General features: G+C 31.3%; 20 protein-coding genes, 1 pseudogene and 2 riboswitches. Of the genes and pseudogenes, 16 read left to right on the plus strand and 5 right to left on the minus strand.

The features are described from left to right. Together DWW96_RS13975 and DWW96_RS07110 are read left to right on the plus strand one after the other, a co-directional pair. On the plus strand, positions 1–1,109 hold a 1,109-nt coding region (locus DWW96_RS13975), incomplete at its 5' end, for a hypothetical protein (RefSeq protein ID WP_158562661.1). A gap of 515 nt (positions 1,110–1,624) precedes the next feature. Further along, entirely contained in the window at positions 1,625–2,527 is a 903-nt protein-coding gene (locus tag DWW96_RS07110) for an AraC family transcriptional regulator (RefSeq protein ID WP_022088533.1), read from the plus strand. 281 nt (positions 2,528–2,808) lie between these two features. Here DWW96_RS07110 and DWW96_RS07115 read toward each other — a convergent pair whose 3' ends face one another. After that, positions 2,809–3,282, minus strand: coding sequence for a pyridoxamine 5'-phosphate oxidase family protein (locus DWW96_RS07115; protein WP_117909949.1), 474 nt, complete (start codon positions 3,280–3,282; stop codon positions 2,809–2,811). Positions 3,283–3,649: 367 nt separating this feature from the next. Between DWW96_RS07115 and DWW96_RS07120 the strand changes: the two genes are divergently transcribed. The 5 genes and pseudogenes from DWW96_RS07120 (at position 3,650) to bsh (ending at position 8,278) form a co-directional block, all read left to right on the plus strand. Then, complete coding sequence (locus DWW96_RS07120) at positions 3,650–4,642, plus strand: DUF3878 family protein (protein ID WP_117909950.1); 993 nt, start codon at positions 3,650–3,652, stop codon at positions 4,640–4,642. A gap of 145 nt (positions 4,643–4,787) precedes the next feature. Beyond that, positions 4,788–5,927, plus strand: coding sequence for a hypothetical protein (locus tag DWW96_RS07125; protein WP_117909951.1), 1,140 nt, complete (start codon positions 4,788–4,790; stop codon positions 5,925–5,927). Between the two features lie 204 nt (positions 5,928–6,131). Then, on the plus strand, positions 6,132–6,728 hold the full coding sequence (locus tag DWW96_RS07130) for a hypothetical protein (protein WP_347496337.1): 597 nt from the start codon (positions 6,132–6,134) through the stop codon (positions 6,726–6,728). Positions 6,729–6,889: 161 nt separating this feature from the next. After that, positions 6,890–7,201, plus strand: a pseudogene (locus DWW96_RS07135) (GNAT family N-acetyltransferase); the annotation flags it as partial. A 102-nt stretch (positions 7,202–7,303) separates the two neighbouring features. Then, complete coding sequence (gene bsh, locus DWW96_RS07140) at positions 7,304–8,278, plus strand: choloylglycine hydrolase (protein WP_117909953.1); 975 nt, start codon at positions 7,304–7,306, stop codon at positions 8,276–8,278. A 235-nt stretch (positions 8,279–8,513) separates the two neighbouring features. Here the strand turns inward: bsh and DWW96_RS07145 are convergent, their stop codons facing one another. Beyond that, positions 8,514–9,722 (minus strand): VWA domain-containing protein, encoded by a 1,209-nt coding sequence (locus DWW96_RS07145; RefSeq protein WP_199522680.1) that lies wholly within the window; start codon positions 9,720–9,722, stop codon positions 8,514–8,516. 10 nt (positions 9,723–9,732) lie between these two features. Beyond that, positions 9,733–10,551: a MoxR family ATPase gene (locus tag DWW96_RS07150; protein ID WP_022088541.1), complete on the minus strand. Its 819-nt coding sequence runs from the start codon at positions 10,549–10,551 to the stop codon at positions 9,733–9,735. Between the two features lie 378 nt (positions 10,552–10,929). Here DWW96_RS07150 and DWW96_RS07155 point away from each other — a divergent pair, with 378 nt between their 5' ends. From DWW96_RS07155 to DWW96_RS07170, 4 genes are all read left to right on the plus strand, one after another. Continuing rightward, positions 10,930–11,226, plus strand: coding sequence for a Dabb family protein (locus DWW96_RS07155; protein ID WP_117909954.1), 297 nt, complete (start codon positions 10,930–10,932; stop codon positions 11,224–11,226). A gap of 35 nt (positions 11,227–11,261) precedes the next feature. Continuing rightward, positions 11,262–12,278, plus strand: a complete 1,017-nt coding sequence (locus DWW96_RS07160; RefSeq protein WP_117909955.1) for an SGNH/GDSL hydrolase family protein — start codon at positions 11,262–11,264, stop codon at positions 12,276–12,278. 113 nt (positions 12,279–12,391) lie between these two features. After that, positions 12,392–13,450: an iron-containing alcohol dehydrogenase family protein gene (locus DWW96_RS07165; RefSeq protein ID WP_117909956.1), complete on the plus strand. Its 1,059-nt coding sequence runs from the start codon at positions 12,392–12,394 to the stop codon at positions 13,448–13,450. Between the two features lie 110 nt (positions 13,451–13,560). Continuing rightward, positions 13,561–13,636, plus strand: a riboswitch (cyclic di-GMP riboswitch). Between the two features lie 103 nt (positions 13,637–13,739). After that, positions 13,740–14,093 (plus strand): hypothetical protein, encoded by a 354-nt coding sequence (locus tag DWW96_RS07170; RefSeq protein ID WP_022088545.1) that lies wholly within the window; start codon positions 13,740–13,742, stop codon positions 14,091–14,093. A 184-nt stretch (positions 14,094–14,277) separates the two neighbouring features. On the opposite strand, the gene DWW96_RS07175 is transcribed toward DWW96_RS07170, so the two are convergent. Together DWW96_RS07175 and DWW96_RS07180 are read right to left on the minus strand one after the other, a co-directional pair. Next, positions 14,278–15,453 (minus strand): phosphoribosylaminoimidazolecarboxamide formyltransferase, encoded by a 1,176-nt coding sequence (locus DWW96_RS07175; RefSeq protein ID WP_117909957.1) that lies wholly within the window; start codon positions 15,451–15,453, stop codon positions 14,278–14,280. 21 nt (positions 15,454–15,474) lie between these two features. Then, a complete protein-coding gene (locus DWW96_RS07180; RefSeq protein ID WP_117909958.1) occupies positions 15,475–16,188 on the minus strand; it encodes an IMP cyclohydrolase in 714 nt (237 codons plus the stop codon). Between the two features lie 128 nt (positions 16,189–16,316). Beyond that, positions 16,317–16,400, minus strand: a riboswitch (ZMP/ZTP riboswitch). 83 nt (positions 16,401–16,483) lie between these two features. Between DWW96_RS07180 and DWW96_RS14535 the strand changes: the two genes are divergently transcribed. From DWW96_RS14535 to DWW96_RS07205, 5 genes are all read left to right on the plus strand, one after another. Next, the gene (locus tag DWW96_RS14535; RefSeq protein WP_278286573.1) at positions 16,484–16,612 is read left to right on the plus strand and encodes a hypothetical protein; all 129 of its coding nucleotides are present in this window, start codon (positions 16,484–16,486) and stop codon (positions 16,610–16,612) included. Positions 16,613–16,629: 17 nt separating this feature from the next. Then, the gene (locus DWW96_RS07190) at positions 16,630–17,355 is read left to right on the plus strand and encodes a LytTR family DNA-binding domain-containing protein (protein ID WP_022088548.1); all 726 of its coding nucleotides are present in this window, start codon (positions 16,630–16,632) and stop codon (positions 17,353–17,355) included. After that, positions 17,352–18,635 carry a sensor histidine kinase gene (locus DWW96_RS07195; RefSeq protein WP_117909960.1) on the plus strand — a complete coding sequence of 428 codons (1,284 nt, stop codon included), beginning with the start codon at positions 17,352–17,354 and terminating at the stop codon, positions 18,633–18,635. Before DWW96_RS07190 ends, DWW96_RS07195 begins: the two co-directional genes overlap by 4 nt. 199 nt (positions 18,636–18,834) lie before the next feature. Continuing rightward, entirely contained in the window at positions 18,835–20,634 is a 1,800-nt protein-coding gene (locus DWW96_RS07200) for a YcaO-like family protein (protein ID WP_117909961.1), read from the plus strand. Next, positions 20,615–21,931, plus strand: a complete 1,317-nt coding sequence (locus tag DWW96_RS07205; protein ID WP_117909962.1) for a radical SAM protein — start codon at positions 20,615–20,617, stop codon at positions 21,929–21,931. The genes DWW96_RS07200 and DWW96_RS07205 overlap by 20 nt, the downstream gene beginning before the upstream one ends. Positions 21,932–21,993 lie beyond the last annotated feature (62 nt).

Here is a 21,993-nt window from a genome sequence, read left to right on the forward strand (position 1 = left end):
CTCCATCACTTATCATAGAATGTCTATTTACAGACTTTATTTCACAGACTCATTATTTCTTACTACCATGGTATGAAGAAATTAAAAATAGCGGAGGCTTAGATGCACTTTCTAAACAGACAGGTGATTATTGTATTTTGTACCAGACACTAATTGCCTTATTTACATATTTACCGCTTAAACCATTAGTGACATATAAGGTGATATCGTGCATTTTTGATTATTTATTGGCATTAGCATGTGTTATGGTCATTAGAGAATTAACTGAAAATCGTTTGTATATGATTTGGACTTTCGTACTTGTTGTATGTTCACCTATAGTTATATTTAATTCATCGGCATGGGCACAATGCGATTCGATATATGCAACCTTTTGTGTGTGGACAATATATTTTTGTATAAAAGAAAAGTATTCTTTTATGTTTATCGCATATGGGGTTGCTCTTTCATTAAAATTGCAGGCTATATTTTTGCTCCCATTTATTTTTATAATTTATCTGATAAAGAAACAATTTTCTATTATAAAAATTTTTTATGTACCATTTATGATGATTGTTTTAAGTGGTGTTGGAATTATTTATGGTAGAAAAATTTGGGATGTGTTTTTAATTTTTAAAAATCAGACACAGGCTTATAATTCAAGTCTCACATCTAATTATCCGGGATTATGGGCCATATTCTCTACAGAGATGGCAGATTTAAATATAAAATATTCAACTGCTGCTACAATGATATCAATATGCATAATAGGAATGATTTTTTATTATTTAATGAAAAAAATGTCAAACATTAATAAAGAACAAATTTTACAGTTGGCATTTATTTTTGTATACATAGCAGTACTTACTATGCCGCACATGCATGAGAGATATGGATATTTATATGAGATATTTGCAATTATGCTTGCATTGCTTTATAAGCGTACGATTATTCCATGTATTATATTACAATTAATTACATTTTTTACTTATTCATCATATTTATTCAAGCAGGAACATATGCTTACGGTTTTGGCGGTAATAAATATAGGAATATTCATATATTATTTTTGGATATTTTTTGTTCAAAAAGAAAATGAAAAAACTGAAAACCTATGCAATAACAATTAATAAAAGAGGAACAGGGTATGTAACAGTTAAAAGAAGCATTTACATAATTTGGAAATGCTTCTTTTTAAGTGATATTATGAAATTTTTTTGCGATGCACTATTTTAGTACAGCTGTCTGCCGGAAGTTAAGTTATTTCTTAACAGGCACAAGGTCCATAAGTTCTTCGTCCCATTCATATTCAATTTCTTTAATCATATCTAGGTGCCTCCTTTTTATATATTTATGAAAGATTTAGTTTCTATAAGTATAATACATAAAAATATGCAAAAATAATATAAATATCAAATTTAAATATTATAACAATAGTATACAAAAATAGAAAATATGCTATAATTATATAAAAATAATACAACAATCGGATAAAATAAATATAACAATAGTACACAAAAATTATAACAATCGTACATATATATGTTATATACACTATTTGAAATTTTAGAATATAAAAATAGACTATAGAATTAGTATCTATAAACTATTTAATCTCAAATAAATTGTTTAGAGGTAGGAATTTATGGAAAGAATAAAAAACATTAAACTTAGAACGGACAATTCTGAAATTGTACCATATACCATTGAAAGTATTCCGATATATGCTATGAGAGAAAAACAGTCAAGTTATCCTAATATGTGTGGGATAATGCATTGGCATGATGATATAGAATTTATAAGAGTTGTTTCAGGAAGAATAAATTATTTAGTAAATGATAATGTAATAGAATTGAACGAAGGAGATATTATATTTGTTAACAGCCAGCAAATTCATGGACATAGACATATTAATTATGAGGAATGTGTATTTGATGGAATATTAGTTCCTACAAACGTTTTAGTGTATCCGAAGCAATTGGCAGAAAAATACGTAAATCCATTTTTTTACGACTCTAAGTTTTCGAGTTTTGTATTTAGAAAAGGAGACAGAGGTCATGATGAATTGACAAATACATTTAATACAATGATGTCACGATTGGAAAAAAAGGTGGATGCTTATGAATTTGATATGGTTGCAGGAGCTTACAAATTAATGTCAGCAATAATAAAGAGATTAAATTGTAAAGGTGTAGAGAGAATTGGAGTGTCACCGTGGACAGATACCTTACATAGAATGATTGGCTTTATTCAGTCGAATTATAAAAATACAATTAGTCTGGAAGAAATTGCAGCAGCGGGAAATGTAAGTAGAAGCCAGTGTTGCAAGATATTTAAAGGAATAATGAACAAAAGTCCTAATGATTATCTCACGGAATACAGAATAAATAAAAGTATCGATTTGATTTTAGGAACAGATATGAAAATGACGGAAATTGCTTATGAATGTGGATTTAACGGTTCAAGCTATTTTGCAGAAATTTTTAAAAAAATGATGGGAGAAAGTCCAAGAGAATATAGAAAAAAGAAAAGAAATAAAAATATTTAAAACATAAAAAAGAAATCCAATGTAGCATGGTATCAGATTCTAATTACTGACAAAGAGTGCAATTTTAGAGCGGTACCTGTTAATATATGGATTTCTTTTTTTAGTTAATCTTTTATTTGATATGATGTCGGGGAAAAAGCCATCAACTTTGATACCTTTGGATTGTCCCATGCTACGTATTTCCACAATCAGAGAGAAATATTTAATCAGCCAAGAATGTGTATGATTGTCCCATGCTACGCATTCCTACAATATTACCCAATTATAATATTTTACATTAATTAATGAACATTATTTCTTCTTTTACCTGTCATATCAGAAACAACAAGTTTAAAGACAGTAGTAACTTTCATCATATCTGTATTAAATTTGAAATCTTCTTCGTGATACTGAGCCATAAGAATTTTTAATGCATCAAATTTATCTTCATCCGGTACAAATTCAATGGTTCCGTGTCCAATGACGCTTTCATACCCCATGGTACATGACATTCTTTCTTCATACATTATAAATCTGTGACCACAATCCATTTCAAATGTGGCTCTGTTATCTTGTCTGATTAAATCTAATTTAGTTCCTTCCTTAGCACAATGGAAATATAGTTCGACTTTATCGCCATCAACATGTAATCCAAAATTAAGAGGTACAATATAAGGAAAATCCTTATCATTAAAGGCAAGTCTGCAACAGTCACACTTGCGGATTATTTCGATTATTTCATTAAAATCTGTTATTTCACGGTCTTTTCTTCTCATAAAAATCACTTAAGTCCTTTCATTTGTATAATTAGAAAAAATAAATTGTATATATATTTTATAACATGGTGTGAAAATATAAAACATATATTTAAGTTGCTTTATGCATTTATGATAAATAATAAATCATTAATTTTATATTAAAATATTACGTAAAAGATATAAAAATTGTACAGACAATACTGTATAATAAATATATAAGATGTTGGGGCAAAAGCTACCAACTTTGATGCCTATGGATTGGTTCGTGCTACGAATAGGTATCGTATATAAAAAGTTATTATTAAATTAAACTTGTTTTATTTTATAAAAATTCGTAAGAATGATAATCATAAAAAGAGATTAATAATAAATTTGGAGAAAAACAATGGAAAATCAAAGCATAGATGTTACAAATGAAAATACAGAATATGAACAGGAAGAACTTGAGACTTTATATAATTTAGAAAGACTGCTAGAATCGGGGCAGTTTGAACTTGTATCAGATAAACCTGAGAATGGAAAAATCAGACTGATATACATAATGAATGATGCAGTGGAAAGCTTCATTGTATTTGACAATGCAAGACTAACAGGCACATATGATAGTAAATTTGAAGGTAGTGTTACAGCTTCACTAACCGGAAATGAAAAAGAATATGTTATGGTAGTACATCAGAATGAATCAGTATTTTCAATATTTTTTCAAAAAATGTACATGGAAAATCATTTATACAACTACGGAAAAATCGGACATTTTTGGGTGAAAGGATACGAATATTTAAGAAATATTGAATATAAGATTGCAATAGTGCGGGACAAAAGGGAATATTTAGGAGAAGAGTATTGTAATAATCAAGAATTAAAATTAGCACATTTGTCGGATTTTCCACCTTTAAATTATTGCTGCTATCCGTCAGTGCCACAAAAATATATTGTTCCAAAAGACGATCCATGGACTCCGTCAAATGAAGCAATTCAGGTAATGTATGATATGGCAGAATTGACTAGAGACAGAAAAATGCAAAGGATGCTGAAATTTTATAAAAATCATCCTGAAAAATGTGTCGCAAAAATTATAGCTTCTATGTTACATAGAAATTCTCACAAAGAATTGGTTGATTATTTGGTAAATATATTTGTGAAAGCGTCGGAAAATTATCCTGTGAGAAATTTTGGAAAAGAAAATGAAAAATTAGAAAAATATATAAAGAAAGCAGAACAGTTAAAGGAAGAGTTAAGTAAAGATGGAATTGAGGCATCAGTCATTACTGAAGAACCTTTTGTTGAGGTAAAAGACTCAATAGAATTTAAAGTATATTTGATGATTTGGAAAAAAGGAGTGTTAAATCGAAAGGTCGAATTAAGAAGAATTGTGTAAATAGGTTATTTATTCAAATTTAACAATCAAATAACATTTTTCAGATAAAATTAAGAAAATTTTAACAACAAAATTGCATTCTTTTATTGAAATAAAAACGTTTTCGATATATGATTAGAGTAACAAATTGAAAAGGAGAAGAAAAATGAGAAAGTTATTTAAACAGATTACTGCAGTAGCTATGTCAGCAACAATGATTATTGGTGCAGCAGGAGTTACATCAGCAGCAGTTGCACAGGGAACTAACGTATCACAGAATGAATGGACATCATATTCTCTTCATACAAGAGAAGACAATGGTGAATGGGAAGACAAGTTAATTAAAGATGGTCAGAGTTACATGAACACAGCTAATGCTTACAAGAGTTATGGTGAAAATGCATCTTTAACAGCTAAGACAGCTTCATCATTTACAATGAATGTTGTAAGTACAGGATGGAGTGCTAACTGGAATCCATTCACAGGAAAAGTTACACAGTCTAATCCATGGGGAGTTACAGCAACTCAGATTATGAACGTTGAAAGAGGAAGATATTACAATCTTTCATTCAAGATTAAGAGTACATTATCAAATGAACTTACAAAGACAGTAGAAAGAGCTGATGGTACAGCTTATAATGAAGGAACAGGAAAATATAACTATGTTAAACATGTTCACTTCAAAGTATTTGATAATAATGATAAAGATGGTGCTGCATTAGATTTAACAAATTTAACAGCAACAATTGGTGGCGCAAGTGTTCTTACAACAGGCGATGCTAACATCAACAAAGATTTCTCATCATTTATCGCACTTGATAGCAAGAATACAGCAGATGACGGATGGGTTACAGTAACAGCATCATTTATGATTCCATCACTTAAGTCAGAATACCAGAGTGGAGTTAAAAATCCTACAGTAGGTGTTAAATTTGCATTCGGTGCATTATTAAGAGAATATGAAGATGAAAACAACATGAGTGGTACAATCGAAGTAAAAGATTTCTCTGTTGTAGCTGATATTATGTCACCTTCACAGGTTAAAGTTACAAAAGTAACACCTAAGAAGAAAGCTATGGTTGTAAAGTTTAAGAAATCAAGCGGAGCAAAAAAATATGAAGTTCAGTATTCATTAAAGAAGAACATGAAAGCTGCAAAGGTTAAGACAACAAAGAAGACATCAATCAAAATTAAGAAATTAAAAGCAAAGAAAACATATTATGTAAGAGTAAGAAGTTACTTTGAAAACAATGGCAAGAAGATTTACAGTCCATACTCAGCAAAGAAGAAAGTTACAATTAAATAATTTTACTTAATAAAAAAGAAACGTTGAGCTAAAAAGATTAGTTCAACGTTTTTTTGTATTCATTGCCCAATATGGTGTAATTCGGGGATTAGTATGAATGGGAACCAATATCACCATTTTTGTTATGTACAGTAAATCTCATTTCAACACTTTTATCTTAATTAAACATATAATAAATATTATCAGAAGTATAATATGAGGTTTATGGTGGATAGTAATGTAAATGGACTTATGTTTCAATTAGGAAATATAATGAGAATAGATAATGGGTTTGTTGAAGAATCGGTATGTTTTAATACTGCGGGAGGCTACATTGTAGTTTCATATAATGATACATCAATGGGAAGAAACAATAGGCAGCAGGTCAGATTAAATATAAATAGAAATACAAAAATTATTAACTTTAGAGGACAAAATTTATGTACTTGTTGCATACAGGAAGGTATGTGGATTAATGCAATTTTTTCAGGTGCTATGACAAGAAGTATTCCACCACAGGCAAATGCATTTTTAATTATTGTACAGGGAAGAAGTCAGCAATCGGTTAGCTCAGTAACAATAGACAGAATTGCATCTATAGATTTGGAGAACAGCTCTTTTTATACGGGAAATAGAAATGATATTAATTCACAAACGAGATTTATCGTAAATAATAATACAGTTATAACAGACAGAGAAGGAAACAGAATCAGATTACGAAACTTAAGACCGGGACAATTAGTTAGAATAAATCATGCAAATTTCCAGACGGCAAGCATTCCACCACAGACAATAGCGTTTTCGGTTCAGGTGTTGCAATAGGGAGAAAAATACTGGAACTGAGCAATAAAGTATGATAAAATCGATATAGGTTTTACAAATTGGGATGAGCATAAAAATAATAATTAATGATGGCAGAATCACCCTACATATTGGCAGATATGTAGGGGTTTTTTATGAATGGAAGAATTGAATGATGAAAAAAAATTTTAGGCTTATACATTCTGCATCCAAATAATGTAGGAAGATGCGGACATATCTGTAACGCAAGTTACACAGTATCATCAAAAAGCAGAGGATTGCATATTGGAGAAAAACTAGTAAAAGACTGCATTTTAAAAGCTTACGATAATGGCTATAAAGTGCTTCAGTTTAATGCTGTAGTGGCAACAAATGTACATGCAAGACATTTATACGAACGTGTTGGATTTAAACAATTGGGTATAATACCTAATGGATTCAGATTGAAAAATGGGAAATATGAAGACATATGTCCATATTATATTGAAGTGTAATAATTTTTGAACCATTACTGGCTCCAAGCAGTGGAACATCCTAAAATTAAACTTACCTATTTTACAAATTAAATATTATAAGTAGAAAATGGAGGAAATTATATGTGTACAGCAGCAACATATAAGACAAAAGATTTTTATTTTGGCAGAACACTTGATTACGAATTTTCTTATAATGAGGAAGTTACGATTACACCAAGAAACTATAAATTGAAATTCAGACATGGAATTGAGGCAAAAAATAATTATGCAATTATTGGAATGGCATTTGTTGTAAATGATTATCCTTTATATTATGATGCGATAAATGAAAAAGGATTAGGAATGGCAGGACTCAATTTCGTAGGAAATGCTGTGTACAGTGAAGTAAAATCTGACACTAAAAATGTAGCACAATACGAATTTATACCATGGATACTTAGACAATGTGAATCAGTAAAAGAGGCACGAAAAGTATTAAGTGAAATGAATTTAGTAGGAACTCAGTTTAGCGAGCAATTGCCGGCGGCAAGTCTTCACTGGATTATAGCAGATGCAAATGAAGCAATAACAGTTGAATCAACTGAATCGGGATTACATGTATATGACAATCCGGTAGGGGTATTGACTAATAATCCACCATTTGAACAGCAGATGTTTCAACTTAACAATTACATGCATTTATCATCAAAACAACCGACTAACAGTTTCTCAGATAATTTGCAACTTAATTCATATAGCAGAGGAATGGGTGCAATTGGAATGCCGGGAGATTTGTCTTCAGGGTCAAGATTTGTAAGAGTAGCGTTTACAAAAATGAATTCCAAATCAGGGGAAACGGAAAATGAGAGTGTTAGTCAGTTCTTTCATATTTTAGGTTCAGTTGAACAACAAAGAGGATGTTGTGAAGTAGATGAGGGTAAATACGAAATAACTATTTATACTTCATGCTGCAATGCGACAAAGGGAATTTACTATTACACTACTTATGAAAATAATCAGATTACTGCAGTTGATATGCATAAGGAAAATCTTGAAGGGGAAAGCCTTGTGAGATATCCTTTAATACAGGGACAGCAGATAAAAATGCAGAATTAACAGATGAAGTGTATGTGCCCACGGCCATAGGTTCAGTATAAATTAAAGTAAAAATAAAATTACGGATAATATTTCAAATTGAAAAATTATCCGTAATTTGGTTTACATAATTTAATTGTAGAATTCAAAATAATTAAATTACTAAAATATATTACGGACGAAAATTGATTTAATATTATCCGTAAATCAAGTCCGACTTACACAATCACAAGTCGTCAGACGCATCCACGAGCCTTTATTTCTTCTTATCATACATAAGTGTTTTAATGCCACGCTTAAGTCCATCAACAGTTAAAGGAAACATATCGATGTTTTCGCGAATTACTCTTTCAGATTCCATCCAGTACATATTGTTCAAATCTCCATAGTGATATGAAGGATTTAACCAAATGCTGTGTGGATATTTCTTCTTAAAAAGTTCAATCCATTCCTTACCTGAAAGTCCACCGTTTGGACCACTGTAATTACCGTTTTTATCTTTGAATTCTTCAGGTGCCATACCTGCATCGCCAACAATAATTACTTTATAATCCTTATCATAATTTCTAAATGCCCATGTAGTATCTATCCAGTCACCACTTGCGCATTCAGGTGTTTTATATAATTTAGCATAAATACAATTGTGGAAGTAAAAAGTTTTTACATCCTTAAAATGATTAGCTTTATGCACAGCCTGAAAAAGCTCGTTACACAAAGAACTATAAGGATACATCGAACCACCACTGTCAAATAAAAGCATAAGCTTTACAGTATTTTTTCTTGGCTGTTGAAATTCTAATTTTAAATAACCACCCTGATTACAGGTTGAATTAATTGTTCCGTCGATATCAAGTTCAGTTTTTGGCAAATCAAGTTTTCTTGAATATTGGCGAAGTTCACGGAAAGCAACCTGAAACTGTCGCATTGTAAGTTTTGTATCACGTCTGAAATCTTTATAACGTCTTTCGCCCATAACAGTGAAAGCAGTTTTCATTCCGGCTTCATTTCCTAACTGAATACCACCGGCTACGTGACCTCTTTTACCAAATTCAGAGCCACCGCCCATACCAATCCAGTAAGTTCCACCGTGATGCTCAGTTTTCTGTTCACCAAGTCGTTCCTCAAATTTACGATGAACTTCCTTGGCTTCACGCTCGGTACGCTTGTCTATATATTTGCTTGGGTAAGTTTTCTTGCCCGTTTCAACATCATTGTGCAGCCATGCATCAATTTTACTCATATCAAAAGAATTATCTTTTATATCGTTAAAATATTCCTGAAAGGCAATATCAAATTTGTCATAATCACCTTCGCTTTTAACTAAAATTGTACGGCAAAGATAATAAAAATCAGTAAAATTTGAATGGGCCAAATCTTTATCAAGTGCGTCCATAAGCATAAGCCATTCGGTGGTAGAAATGTTTAATCCGTGATTTTTCAATACATAGAAAAAGTCAGTAAACATAAATTCCCTCCTATAAGCTCATCTGTTTTATTGTTTCTAAATCTTCATCCTTCTTAATTAAAACACCAAGATATGGAAGTGTTTTCTCAATAGAATCAGGGTCAACGCCACCAATCATAAGAGCTCTAATCCAATCTATAAATTCAGATGTGCTAGGTTTCTTTCTAACATCTCTAATACTTCTAATCCAGTAAAATGTTTTCATTGCCTGCTCAAGCAAATGTTCTTCTAAATTTTCAAAATGAGCATTAACAATCTGTCTCATTAAATCTGCATTTGGAAATGAAATATAGTGGAAAATACAACGACGTAAAAATGCGTCAGGAAGTTCCTTTTCAGCATTTGAAGTAATGATAACTATAGGACGGATTTTTGCCTTAACAGTTTCTTTAGTTTCATTAATATAAAATTCCATTTTATCAAGTTCCCAAAGAAGATCGTTAGGAAATTCCAAATCAGCCTTATCTATTTCATCAATTAATAAAATAACCTGCTCCTCTTTTTTGAAGGCTTCTCCAAGTTTTCCAAGTTTGATATATCTGCTGATATCATCCACACCATCTACACCAAACTGGCTGTCATATAATCTTTGAATTGTATCGTAAATATATAAACCGTCCTGAGCTTTAGTTGTAGATTTTATGTTCCAAATTAATAATTCTTTGTCGAGAGCTTTAGCAACTGCCTCAGCAAGCATAGTTTTACCTGTTCCCGGTTCTCCCTTAACTAGCAAAGGCTTTTGAAGCTTTGTTGCAACCTCAACTGCTGCTAATAAATCGTCAGATGCTACATAAGTATCAGTCCCGGTAAATTTTGTTTCTGCTGCCATATTAAAATATCCTTTCCGTAAATAAGTATAATTTCATTTATATTTCAATCTGACAAAATTAACAGAATTACGCTTGTGCAACTTGTCACTCGCAACAGTTCTAAATCTTCAACATGTAGTTTGAATTTCAAACGATGGTTTCATTCAAACTACATATATGTCGATTTGAACCAGCGACGACAAATGCAATTTTGCTAAATTTTGTCAGATTAAAAATGTAATGATATTGACCTTAAATTTTAATTAATTCTTAATAATAAATTTATCGTTTTCAAAAGTTATAGTACCATAATGAAAATATGAATGTCTACAACAATTGAAAAAACTATTTAGGTCGGTTACAATGGTGTGGAAAGAATAAATTTTAGGAGGCATGAAATGGTAAAGCATATTATTTTATGGAAGCTAAAGGAAACATTAACAGAAGAAGAAAAGGTACAGGCTAAGAAAGATATAAAGGAAAATTTAGAAGCATTGGAAGGAAAGATTGACGGATTGTTAAAAATGAATATCCGAATAGAATATTTGCCATCTTCATCTGCTGATATAATGATGGATAGTGAATTTGAAAATGAGGATGCATTGAAGGCATATCAGACAAATCCAAAGCATCAGCATGTCGCAAACACATATGTAAGACCTAATGTTGAAACAAGACTTAGTATGGATTTTTAGACATTGCTATTTTATCAGAAAGGTGGATTATAATTATGAAAAAATTTATTACTTTTACATGGGCGTGTGCAATAGCACTTATTTTGGCAGGAATGTGTGAAATGAGTTCATTTGACAATGGGATTCAGAAGTATTCATATGTAAAAAATGTTAAGGCAGAAACTGTAAAAAATCACGAAAAAAATCAGAGCATAATTTTAAATGCTCCGACAGTTAAAGTAAAGAATAAAACTGAAAAACAAGTTAAGATTAAATGGAATCGTGTAAAAAAAGCGAATAGTTACAAAGTATACAGAGCTACAACAAAGGGTGGAACTTATAGTCTTCTTACATCAACAACTACCAGAAATTACGTGGATACAAATACAGTAGGCGGTCAAAAATACTACTATAAAGTGCAGGCTATAAGAACAGTTGCCGGAAGCATGGGAGAAAGCAGTCTTTCAAAGGCTAAATATGTAAAGGCTGCAACTAAAGATTTAAGTATTGTAGTTGCAGGAGAATGCTATGTTGAAGGAATTGAACTTTGGGCAAAGAATCAGTATCCAAAGGGAACACATTTTATAAGTAGTGTAGGTGTAAGTAGTTCAGGATTTATAAATTCAAAGAAATTTAAAGTTAATGGAAAAAGTGCTACAGGTATAGAAAAAGTTGCATCATATAATCCTGACAGAGTATATTTTTTAATAGGAATGAATGAATCAGGTACTGACAATACAACTCCTACAATCAACAATTTTAAAACAATGATAAATAAACTTAAAAAGAAAAATAAAAATGTACAGATAGTCCTTCTTCCAATAGCACCAACGGGCAAAAGAAGTACTGCAAATGTGCCAAAGAAATCACAGCGTTTGAAATTTAATAAAGCGTACTCAGATTTGGCAGCAGCAACAGATAATGTATATTATTATGATTACACAGGTTTGTTTGATGATGGAAAAGGATATTTGAAATCATCATGTGATGGCGGTGACGGATGCCATTGGACATCAACAGCAACAATTAATTTTTCAAAGAGCCTGATGGATTGGTCAAAGAATAATTTATAGAAAATATAAAATTTATTATGCCGGGAAATATTTGAAATCATTACATATTGGATAGGTTTTAGATTAATGTTCCCGGCATAAATAATATTAAGTTAATCAAAGGAGTCACAATAATGGGTGGAAGTCATATAGCAATACCTACAATTTTGAAAGTCGGAAAAGGAACATTAGAAAATCTTGGTACTTATATTAAATCGAGTGGAATGTCTAATGCCGTAATATATTTTGGAAATGATTTAATAGACATGTTTGGTGAAACAGTAATGAAGTCACTTAAAGATGCAGGAGTCAATGTGCTTGGCTACAGAGAAATGGATTCAATTAAAATAGAAGAATTGATAGGGATTGCATTTGACATTGATTCTAAAGCACAGGTTGTAGTAGGTATTGGTGGTGGTAAAGTTATTGACGGTGCAAAATATGCCGCATATCTTAGAAAATTACCATTTATAAGCGTGCCTACTTCAGCATCCAGTGATGGCTTTTCAAGTGCTAGTGCATCACTTCTTGTTAATGGAAGACGTACATCGGTTCCGGCAAGAATGGCATATGGAATTGTTGCCGACACACAGATAATAAAAAGTGCTCCTGAAAAATTTATTTATTCAGGAATTGGAGATATGGTATCAAAAATTACGGCACTTTATGACTGGGTGTATGAAGACCAAAAAGGTTATACAGAGTTAAATGATTTTGCAATGATGATTGCAAAAAAGGCTGTAAATAGTTTTGTAAGAACACCGTTTGAAAGTATTAAAGATGATTTGTTCTTAAAAGAGTTGTTAGACTCGCTTGCAATGAGTGGAATCGCAAATGAAATTGCAGGAGGAAGTGCACCTACAAGTGGAAGTGAACATTTGATTTCACATGCTCTTGATAAAATGCTTCCTGTACCACAATTACACGGAGTCCAGGTTGGCATTGCAACTTATCTAATGAGCGTTGTTCAGAATCACAGATATAAGAGAGTAAATACAATATTTACCGATACGGGATTTTGGAATTTTGTTAAGAAATTAGACTTGGATATCAAAGACTATGAAAAGGCAATAGATATGGCACCTTCAATAAAGCCTCACAGACATACTTATTTACATGAAAAAGAATATAGAGATTTGGCAAAGAAGGTATTATATGAAGATGAAAGATTGAAAAAGGTATTTCATATTTAAAGAAATTTTTATAGTAAACGTGAATTTGTATAGACAAATTCACGAAAACTGTAAACAAATTGTAAATCGCATTGTATATATCAAAAAAAGCGATATACTATAAATATAGTAAATATATTTAGCAAAGCAGGTGAAAACCTGTGACGCAAAGCTATAGGGCCTTTAAAATGGCAGCCAGTTGCACTTTATTAGTCTTGGTGTGCTGTGCCCAAGACTTTTTTTGTACAACAGTCTAGCTTTATTCGTAAAAAGCAAAGTATATTGAACATCTTATTCTAAAGGAGGAAAAATGAATAAAGAGTTGTTAACACAAGCGGGAATTGATGTTAACGATGGAATAAGAAGATTTAATGACAAGGAGGATTTGTATGAAAGATTTTTGTTTACATTCCCAAAGGATGTAAACTACGACATAATGTGTGAAGCAATTAGCAAAGGAGACGCAGAACAGGCTTTTCAGGCAGCGAATGCATTGAAGGGGATTACAGGTAACTTAAGTTTAAACCAGTTGTATAATCATATTATTCCATTAGTCGATTCTCTAAAGAAAAGAAGAATGGAGAAGGTAAATGAACTTCTTGAGGTGGTTTCAGTGGATTATGACAAAGTTATTAAAGCGTTATCTACTAATGATAAAAAATAAAAAGTGGACAGGTCATCTTATCTTTATATTTTTTATTGAACAAAGAAATCCGGCAGACGGTTAAGTGCTGCCGGATTTCTTTGCTTTTATATATTTATTTAGTTGAAATGATTTATTCAAATTACAAAATTTTATAATTAAATAATAGTAATCTGTCATTAAATTTCATTACAGAAATAATATTTTAGTGATGGAATAAACGGATTCCTGTAAAGCTCATTACCATATTATGTCTGTTACAAGCATCGATAACATCTTGATCACGAATTGAACCACCAGGCTGTGCAACATATTTAACACCGCTCTTAGCAGCTCTTTCGATATTGTCATCGAATGGGAAGAATGCATCAGAACCAAGTGTAATATCTGAAGCCTGAGCTAACCATGCCTGTTTTTCTTCTTTTGTAAATACAGGTGGTTTTTCTGTGAAGATACTTTCCCATTTACCATCTGCAAGAACATCCATATAATCTTCACCAATGTAAAGGTCGATTGCATTATCTCTGTTAGCACGTTTCATACCTTCAATAAATGGAAGGTTAAGTACCTGTGGTGCCTGACGAAGTAACCAGTTATCAGCCTTCTGTCCGGCTAATCTTACACAGTGAATTCTTGACTGCTGTCCTGCACCTACACCGATTGCCTGACCGTTTTTAACAAAACATACTGAGTTAGACTGAGTATATTTTAATGTAATCATAGCAATTGCCATGTCAATTTTAGCGTTTTCAGGAAGGTCTTTGTTTTCAGTAACAATATTGTCAAAGAAATGTTCATCAATATTTAAATCGTTACGTCCCTGTTCAAATGTAACACCAAATACTTCTTTATGTTCGATTGGAGCAGGTTCATAATTAGGGTCAATCTGAATAATTGCGTAACTTCCTTTTTTCTTTCCTTTTAACATTTCTAAAGCTTCAGGTTCATAACCCGGAGCGATAATTCCATCTGAGAATTCTCTCTTAATGATTGCTGCTGTAGAAACATCACAAACATCAGAAAGAGCAATGAAGTCACCATATGAAGACATTCTGTCAGCACCTCTGGCTCTTGCATAAGCGCTGGCAAGTGGTGATAATTCTCCTAAATCATCAACCCAGTAAATCTTTGATTCGATTTCACTTAAAGGAAGACCAACAGCAGCTCCGGCAGGTGATACATGCTTAAAAGAAGTAGCAGCAGGAAGTCCTGTAGCTTTCTTTAATTCTCTAACTAACTGCCAACCATTGAAAGCATCAAGGAAATTGATGTATCCCGGTTTTCCGTTAAGAACTTCGATAGGAAGTTCACCTTCATTCATAAATATTCTTGATGGCTTCTGATTTGGATTACAACCATATTTTAATTCTAATTCTTTCATTATAAATCTCCAATCTTTAAATTATTTATTCTTGTTAATAATCTTAGTTTCGTATTTCCCTGTTTCAATATCGATATATCTTACAAATAAAGAAACTTTGTTATCTTTATTTAAACTGTTCCAAAGCATATCTGTGAATTCGTTCATATCATCTTTAATTGAAACAAGCTTTGGTTCACCTTCAAAACTTGGAAGCGGATTTCCATCATGCATATATGTATGAATAAAGTGACCTTCTCCATTTACAGGATTTTCATATGTAAATGTGTATCTGTTACATGCATCCGGGTTACCGTTATTGCTCTTTAAAATAGACATTGCATAATTATAAGAACCATTTTCAACCTGCATAACTCCTGAAATTCTAGGTGTATAGTTAGGACCGTCCGGTTCAAATTCTCTTGTTCTTAATGACTGCTCAAATGTCTGACCTTTATCCATTAATTCGTAAACAGTATCTGTCTGGTCACCATTTGTAACGATAGTTTTGTTACCAAGAACACGAACAGGAGCATAGATAATAAGACTTGGGTCTACTAATTTAGAAGGGTCAAATGCCTGAGTACGGATTCCTTCGCCATCTTCGACAAAAACTCTGTTTCTGCTGTTTTCGCTTCTTCCCATGATGAAATAAGCTGTTACTGCGTATTTGCCATTAGGAGTTTTACCGATTACGATTCCTCTTCCAGGGTACGCATTTTCTTTTAATTCATTTTCAAGTGATAACATCTGCATAGTGTTTCTCCTTTATAAAAAATTTTTTCTTTGGTTTCCAAATATAGAAAGGTAAGCAAGGTGCCTTATAAGACATAGCCTACGCAAATCCTGCCAAATGGGTATAAAAAAACCACCTGGGAAACCTAAATGGTTGCCCAGGCGGTCGGCTTCGATACATCACCATACTCCCTGTGAGTGCTCTCACTTATCCGCCAGTCGTATGGAATCTAAAACTAGAATAAACCATTTGAAAAATAATTTCAACACCTTTAGAAAGAAAATTGAAACAAAATCGATTAGAATATGTGATATAATGAGCGGGGAGAGCGAAAAGCTACTTGTAGCTTTACAGCGAACGGCAAATGGCGATAATGATAGACACGGAAGCAGCAAAGCTACGAATCATGATATAATGAAAAATACAAATAAAGATAAAGATTAACGGAGAAGGTAAATATAATGAATATTAATATTGCAATATGCGATGACAATAAAATATTTATTGATAATATGAAGACAAAAATCATAAAAATATCAAAGAATATGAAATACAATACTGAGATATTTATTTATACGGATGGTAATATTTTGCTAAATGAAATCTGTGAAGAAAAAGAAAGCATAGATGTTCTAATGTTAGACATCGATATGCCTCATATATCAGGGTTACAGATTGCGAATGAAATTAGAAAAAGAAAATTAAACATTACTCTAATATTTGTATCGGCACATGATGAGATGGTGTTTGATGCCATACAATATCAACCATTTAGATATATGAGAAAGACACGGTTAGATGAGGAACTGCCTCAGGTATTAGAAGATGTTTTTGAACTTTTAAAGGATAAAGATGATAAATATACAATAATTAAAACAGATGAAGGAAATAAAAAAATAAAAAATTCTGAAATAATGCATATAGAAGTGGATAAAAGAAAATTAAAAATATGCATGTATGATGGAAGAGTAATGTATATTGGAAAAAGTTTAAAAAATTTTTTAGAGGAACTGGATGATAATAACTTCATTCAAATCTATAGTGGATGTGCAGTAAATATTAAATATGTAAGTGAGTTTTCTAAAGTTGAAATCACACTGGATAATAACGAAAAACTGCCGGTTAGCAGAACGAGGATGAGTGATGTTAAAAAGACATTATTAAAGTATTGGAGAGAGAAAGTATGATAGCTTTTTATTGGGTAGTAGAGTATTTGGGGAGTTTTATTGACACATTAATGTGTTGTATATTTTGTGGAATATTTATAGGCGAAAAAAATGATGAATACAGAAAGAAAATATTTTTGTATTCTTTGATATGGGCAGCGATAATAACAGGTTTAAATACCATAAAGACGGTTTCATTTATTTTATCATTTTCTTTTATGATTATGTATATTATCATTCAATGGGTTATATACAGACAAAAACAGAAGTTCGCCATATTATTGGTATTTTTATATGGTGTAATCATAACAGCAGTAGAGTTTGTAGTTGTATATGTAACCTTATTCCTGACAAATCAATCTTCTATTGAAGATAAAAGTCCTACAAGATATGTATGTATGGTAATTAGCAAAGTACTTTTAGTTCTGGTAATAATGATTATTGATAAAATTGTTAGCAAAAGAAGGATTATTTCAGGAAAATATGCAGCAATTATAGGATGTGTTGCATTCTTTATTTTCGCGTCAAATTTTTCAATTATATATTTAGGATTAAAACAGCAGGATTCAAATGTTGCATTAATAAGCACTATATTTTTTGTGGCAGATATGATATTGGGAGTACTTCTTTTGTATTTCATACTTAAACTGGCCGACAGTTATGAAAAACAGAAAAACATAGAATTAGTTGAAATGCAAAATAGAATGCTTAGCAAATCACTTGAAGACACAGAGAGAGCATTTGATTTGTGGAGAGAAAGTATTCATAATTATAAAAATAATATTATTACATTGGCACAGCTTGTTGAAGAGGAAAGTACAGCGGAGATAAAAAAATATTTAAATAATGAAATACAACAACTAGGAATAAAGACACATTACGCAATGACAGGAAATAAAGTTATTGATGCTGTTTTAGCAACAAAGAAAAACTCGGCAGAGCATAAGGAAATTAATTTTTATGCAAATGGAAATATACCTGATAAGTGTGTTATTGATGATATTGATTTTACAAATATAATTGGAAATCTCCTAGATAATGCAATTGAAGCTGCTGAAAAAGTCGAAAATGGAAACGTAAGTATTGTAATAAAACCACAGAAGAAATTTATAATAATAAAAGTAAAAAATTCTTATGATGGAAATAAAAATAATGAATTACAAACAACTAAGAAAGATAAAGAATACCACGGAATTGGTTTGAAAAGTATAAAGCGTATAGTAGAAAAATATCAGGGCGAATTTGAACTTGAGTTTAAAGAAAAAGAGGTTGAAGCTACAGCGTTATTACTAAATGTATAGCCAAAACTATTTTTATATTCGACAAAATTCGACATCACATAATATATAAAACTACAAAAAATTGCCTTCCCCCTGGCAAAAAATGACAAGTTACGCAAAAAATGATACAAGTTACGCAAAAAAATGTTTTGAAGCATTTTTTTTGGTAAAATGATTTTGATATCTTATTGACAAAAGTCACTTTATAGCAGGAGTTTATATGGAGAAGAAATTTTTAGATAATAACTGCAAAGATGTAGAGCTCATTAATACCATTGATAAAATTAAAAAGATTTTAGATCAAAATGGGATTGATGTTGATGAAAAAACGGTGGAAAATGTAAGAGGGGTTTTCTCTACTAGATTGAATTTGAGTGAAATAGGGTTAGGAACAAACGGTAAAGGAACATCTATCGAAATGTCTAGAGCAAGTGCGTATGGTGAGCTTATGGAAAGATTACAAAATTTTGCTCTTTATAAATTTATGTATCCTATTAGAGAAAGCGATGATTATAACGAGTTTATATATTATTGCGATGAAGAAAAAGTAAGTTTGGATGAATTTGAACATCAATTCAAAGAAATTTATAACGATTTAACGCTAGATATAGAAAATATTATCCCACTTATGAGTACAAGGGAGAGGAAAGAGAATTGTTTTTATTCTACAAAGTATATTGAAATAAAAACAAATAAAGAAAAATATATACCAGGTGTAGTGGCAGAATATATGTATGCAACAAATGGAATGGCTGCTGGAAATACGCTTGAAGAGGGAGTGGTGCAAGGACTAGCGGAGATATTTGAAAGATATGCTAATAGAAGTGTATTGGATAATCATATAGTTGCCCCATTAATTCCTGATGACAAGATAGTTATGACACCTAGAACAAAGGCTGTAATTGATGCTATAAAAGAGAAAAATAAAGAGATTAAAATTGAATTTAGAGATTGTTCTTTAGGAATTGGCCTGCCAGTAGTTCAAATGAATTGGATTGATGAGAGATATGGTAAATATTTTGTGAAGTTTGGATGTCATCCTACTCTTGAAATAGCAATAGAGAGAACACTTACAGAATTGTTTCAAGGAAGAAGTTTTTTGATGTCACCGATTTGGCTACAAGATTTTAAATTTGAAGAGGTTTCAGATGGAGGATATGACCATAATTTTGAAAAAATACTGAGATCGGGAGATGGAGTATATCCATATAGTATTTTTGGTGAAAATTTTAGTTACCAATATAGTAATTGTTTTATTGAAACAAAATTTGATTCGAATAAAGAATTGTTAGCATTTATGATGAAAATAGTAGAAAAAAATAAGTGGAATGTTTTATATAAAAATTTATCGTTTATGGGATTTCCAGCAGTACATATAATTGTTCCAAATGTTTCAGAAGTGGAAGAGTTAAGTAAAGAATATTCGGATAGACTTGTTTGGTACAGGGAGTGTAGAAGTAAGATAAAAAGAGTGAATGAATGTAGCGAAGATGAAATAAGAGATATTATTAAATTCTTTTCAGAAATGCACTATTCGATTAAGGATAATATAAGCTATCTATACTCTTTGCCGGTTGAGCATGATGCTGAGATAAACCAAGTTAATGTTGAGTATTTTAAATATATTCTTTTAGCAAAAATAAATGAAAATGAATTAGCGCTAAAGGCATTAGACAATTATATATTAGCAAATAGACAACAAAATACGAAAAAAACAACAGTTGCAAAATGTGAGAAAGAGTTATTTTATGCTACTAAAATAAAAAAAATTCCGATTGATACTGTAGAGATTATATTGAAAAAAATATACGGAGAGGAAACTTTTTTAGAATGTAGAGAGAGAGTTAATGGTAAGAAGCTATTATTAGACAGGATATCTTATCCATGTGAAAAAAAAGATTGTCAATCATGTAGTATTGTTGAAAAGTGTAGAATGAGTAAAATAAATAATTTTCATAAAAAAATGGTTAGACTTTGTATGGAAGGATGGAGTAAAACAAGTGGAAAAATTACTGAATAAAATAATAATTGGAAATGAATATGTTGAATTTGAGCATAAAGGGAAATATGTAATTATTGCAGTAGAATCAGGAAATAGTGTTGTTTTAGAAAAAGAAGAGTTCGAGCTTTTTAAGCAAATATGTACGCTAGCCAATAATAGAGAAAAATTAACAGATGTTGCATCTGAAGATGGTAAATATAAAAAGACAATATTAAAGTTGATTGAACGTGGAATTATATGGATAAAGGAATTAAATAGTGCAAAGGAATATGAGATAAGAAGATTTTCAGCTTATTGGGGAATAACACAAAAATGCAATTTCCATTGTTTGTATTGCTACGCAAATGCGGGAGAAATCGATGTGAATTCTCAAAAAGAAGAAGGTTTAAGTTTGGAAGAGTGTTTCCGTGTCGTTGATGAAGTTAAAAAAATAGGATTTTTTGAGCTGGTGTTGACGGGAGGAGAACCTCTATTAAATAAAAATGTATTTGAAATAGCGAAATACGCAAAAAGTAAGGGGTTAATGGTTGGATTGCTTACAAATGGTTCGCTTGTAAAAAATGAAAATATTGAAGAGTTCAAAATATTTGATTATGTTAAGATAAGTTTGGATAGTTATGATTCAGAAGCAAACGATAAACTTAGAGGAAAAGGCAGTTTTGATAGAATAACAGAAGGAATTAGATTGTTGCGTGATAACGGAATAAATGTGACTATAGGCTCTGTACTTACAAAGTATAACTGTGATAGTGTTGATAGGACTATAGAGTATGTAAATAAAGAATTCGGTGTGACGGATCATCAAATAATTAATCATATACCTCTGGGTAGAGGGGCAGAAGATGGCTTGGGGTGTGATTTTGATGAATTGAAAGAATATGACCGTAAAATTTTGGATGCAAAAATGAGATTGTATGAAAATAAGTTCTTTTCAATGATTCAGGATGGTTTCTTGATTGATGGAAGAAAAGTTAGTTGTGGAATGGGAAAGTCTGAAATCTTTATAGATGCAAAGGGGAATGTATATCCTTGTAGAATGACATATTCGGATGAGTATTATTTAGGAAATGTTATTTCGGAAGATTTGGAAGTCGTATTATCTCGAGTTGATGATAAAGTTGCTGATTTACATGTCGATAGCCTTGAGGACTGCAAAGATTGTTCATTCAGGTATTTGTGTGGAGGTGGTTGCAGAATGTATCATGCGGGATATTCTAATTCAATTTATAAGAATAGTCAGGAAGTATGTGAGACATTGAAGGCACAGTGTAAAAATTTAGTATTGCTTAAAAACAATATTAATCCCATTGAATAGATATTTGTTTTTTGGTATTAATGCATCAAACTATCAATATTTGATAAGGAGGTGATAGTCAG

It is taken from the genome of Eubacterium sp. AF17-7, assembly GCF_003461285.1.
Taxonomy (GTDB): Bacteria; Bacillota; Clostridia; order Lachnospirales; family Lachnospiraceae; genus Eubacterium_U; species Eubacterium_U album.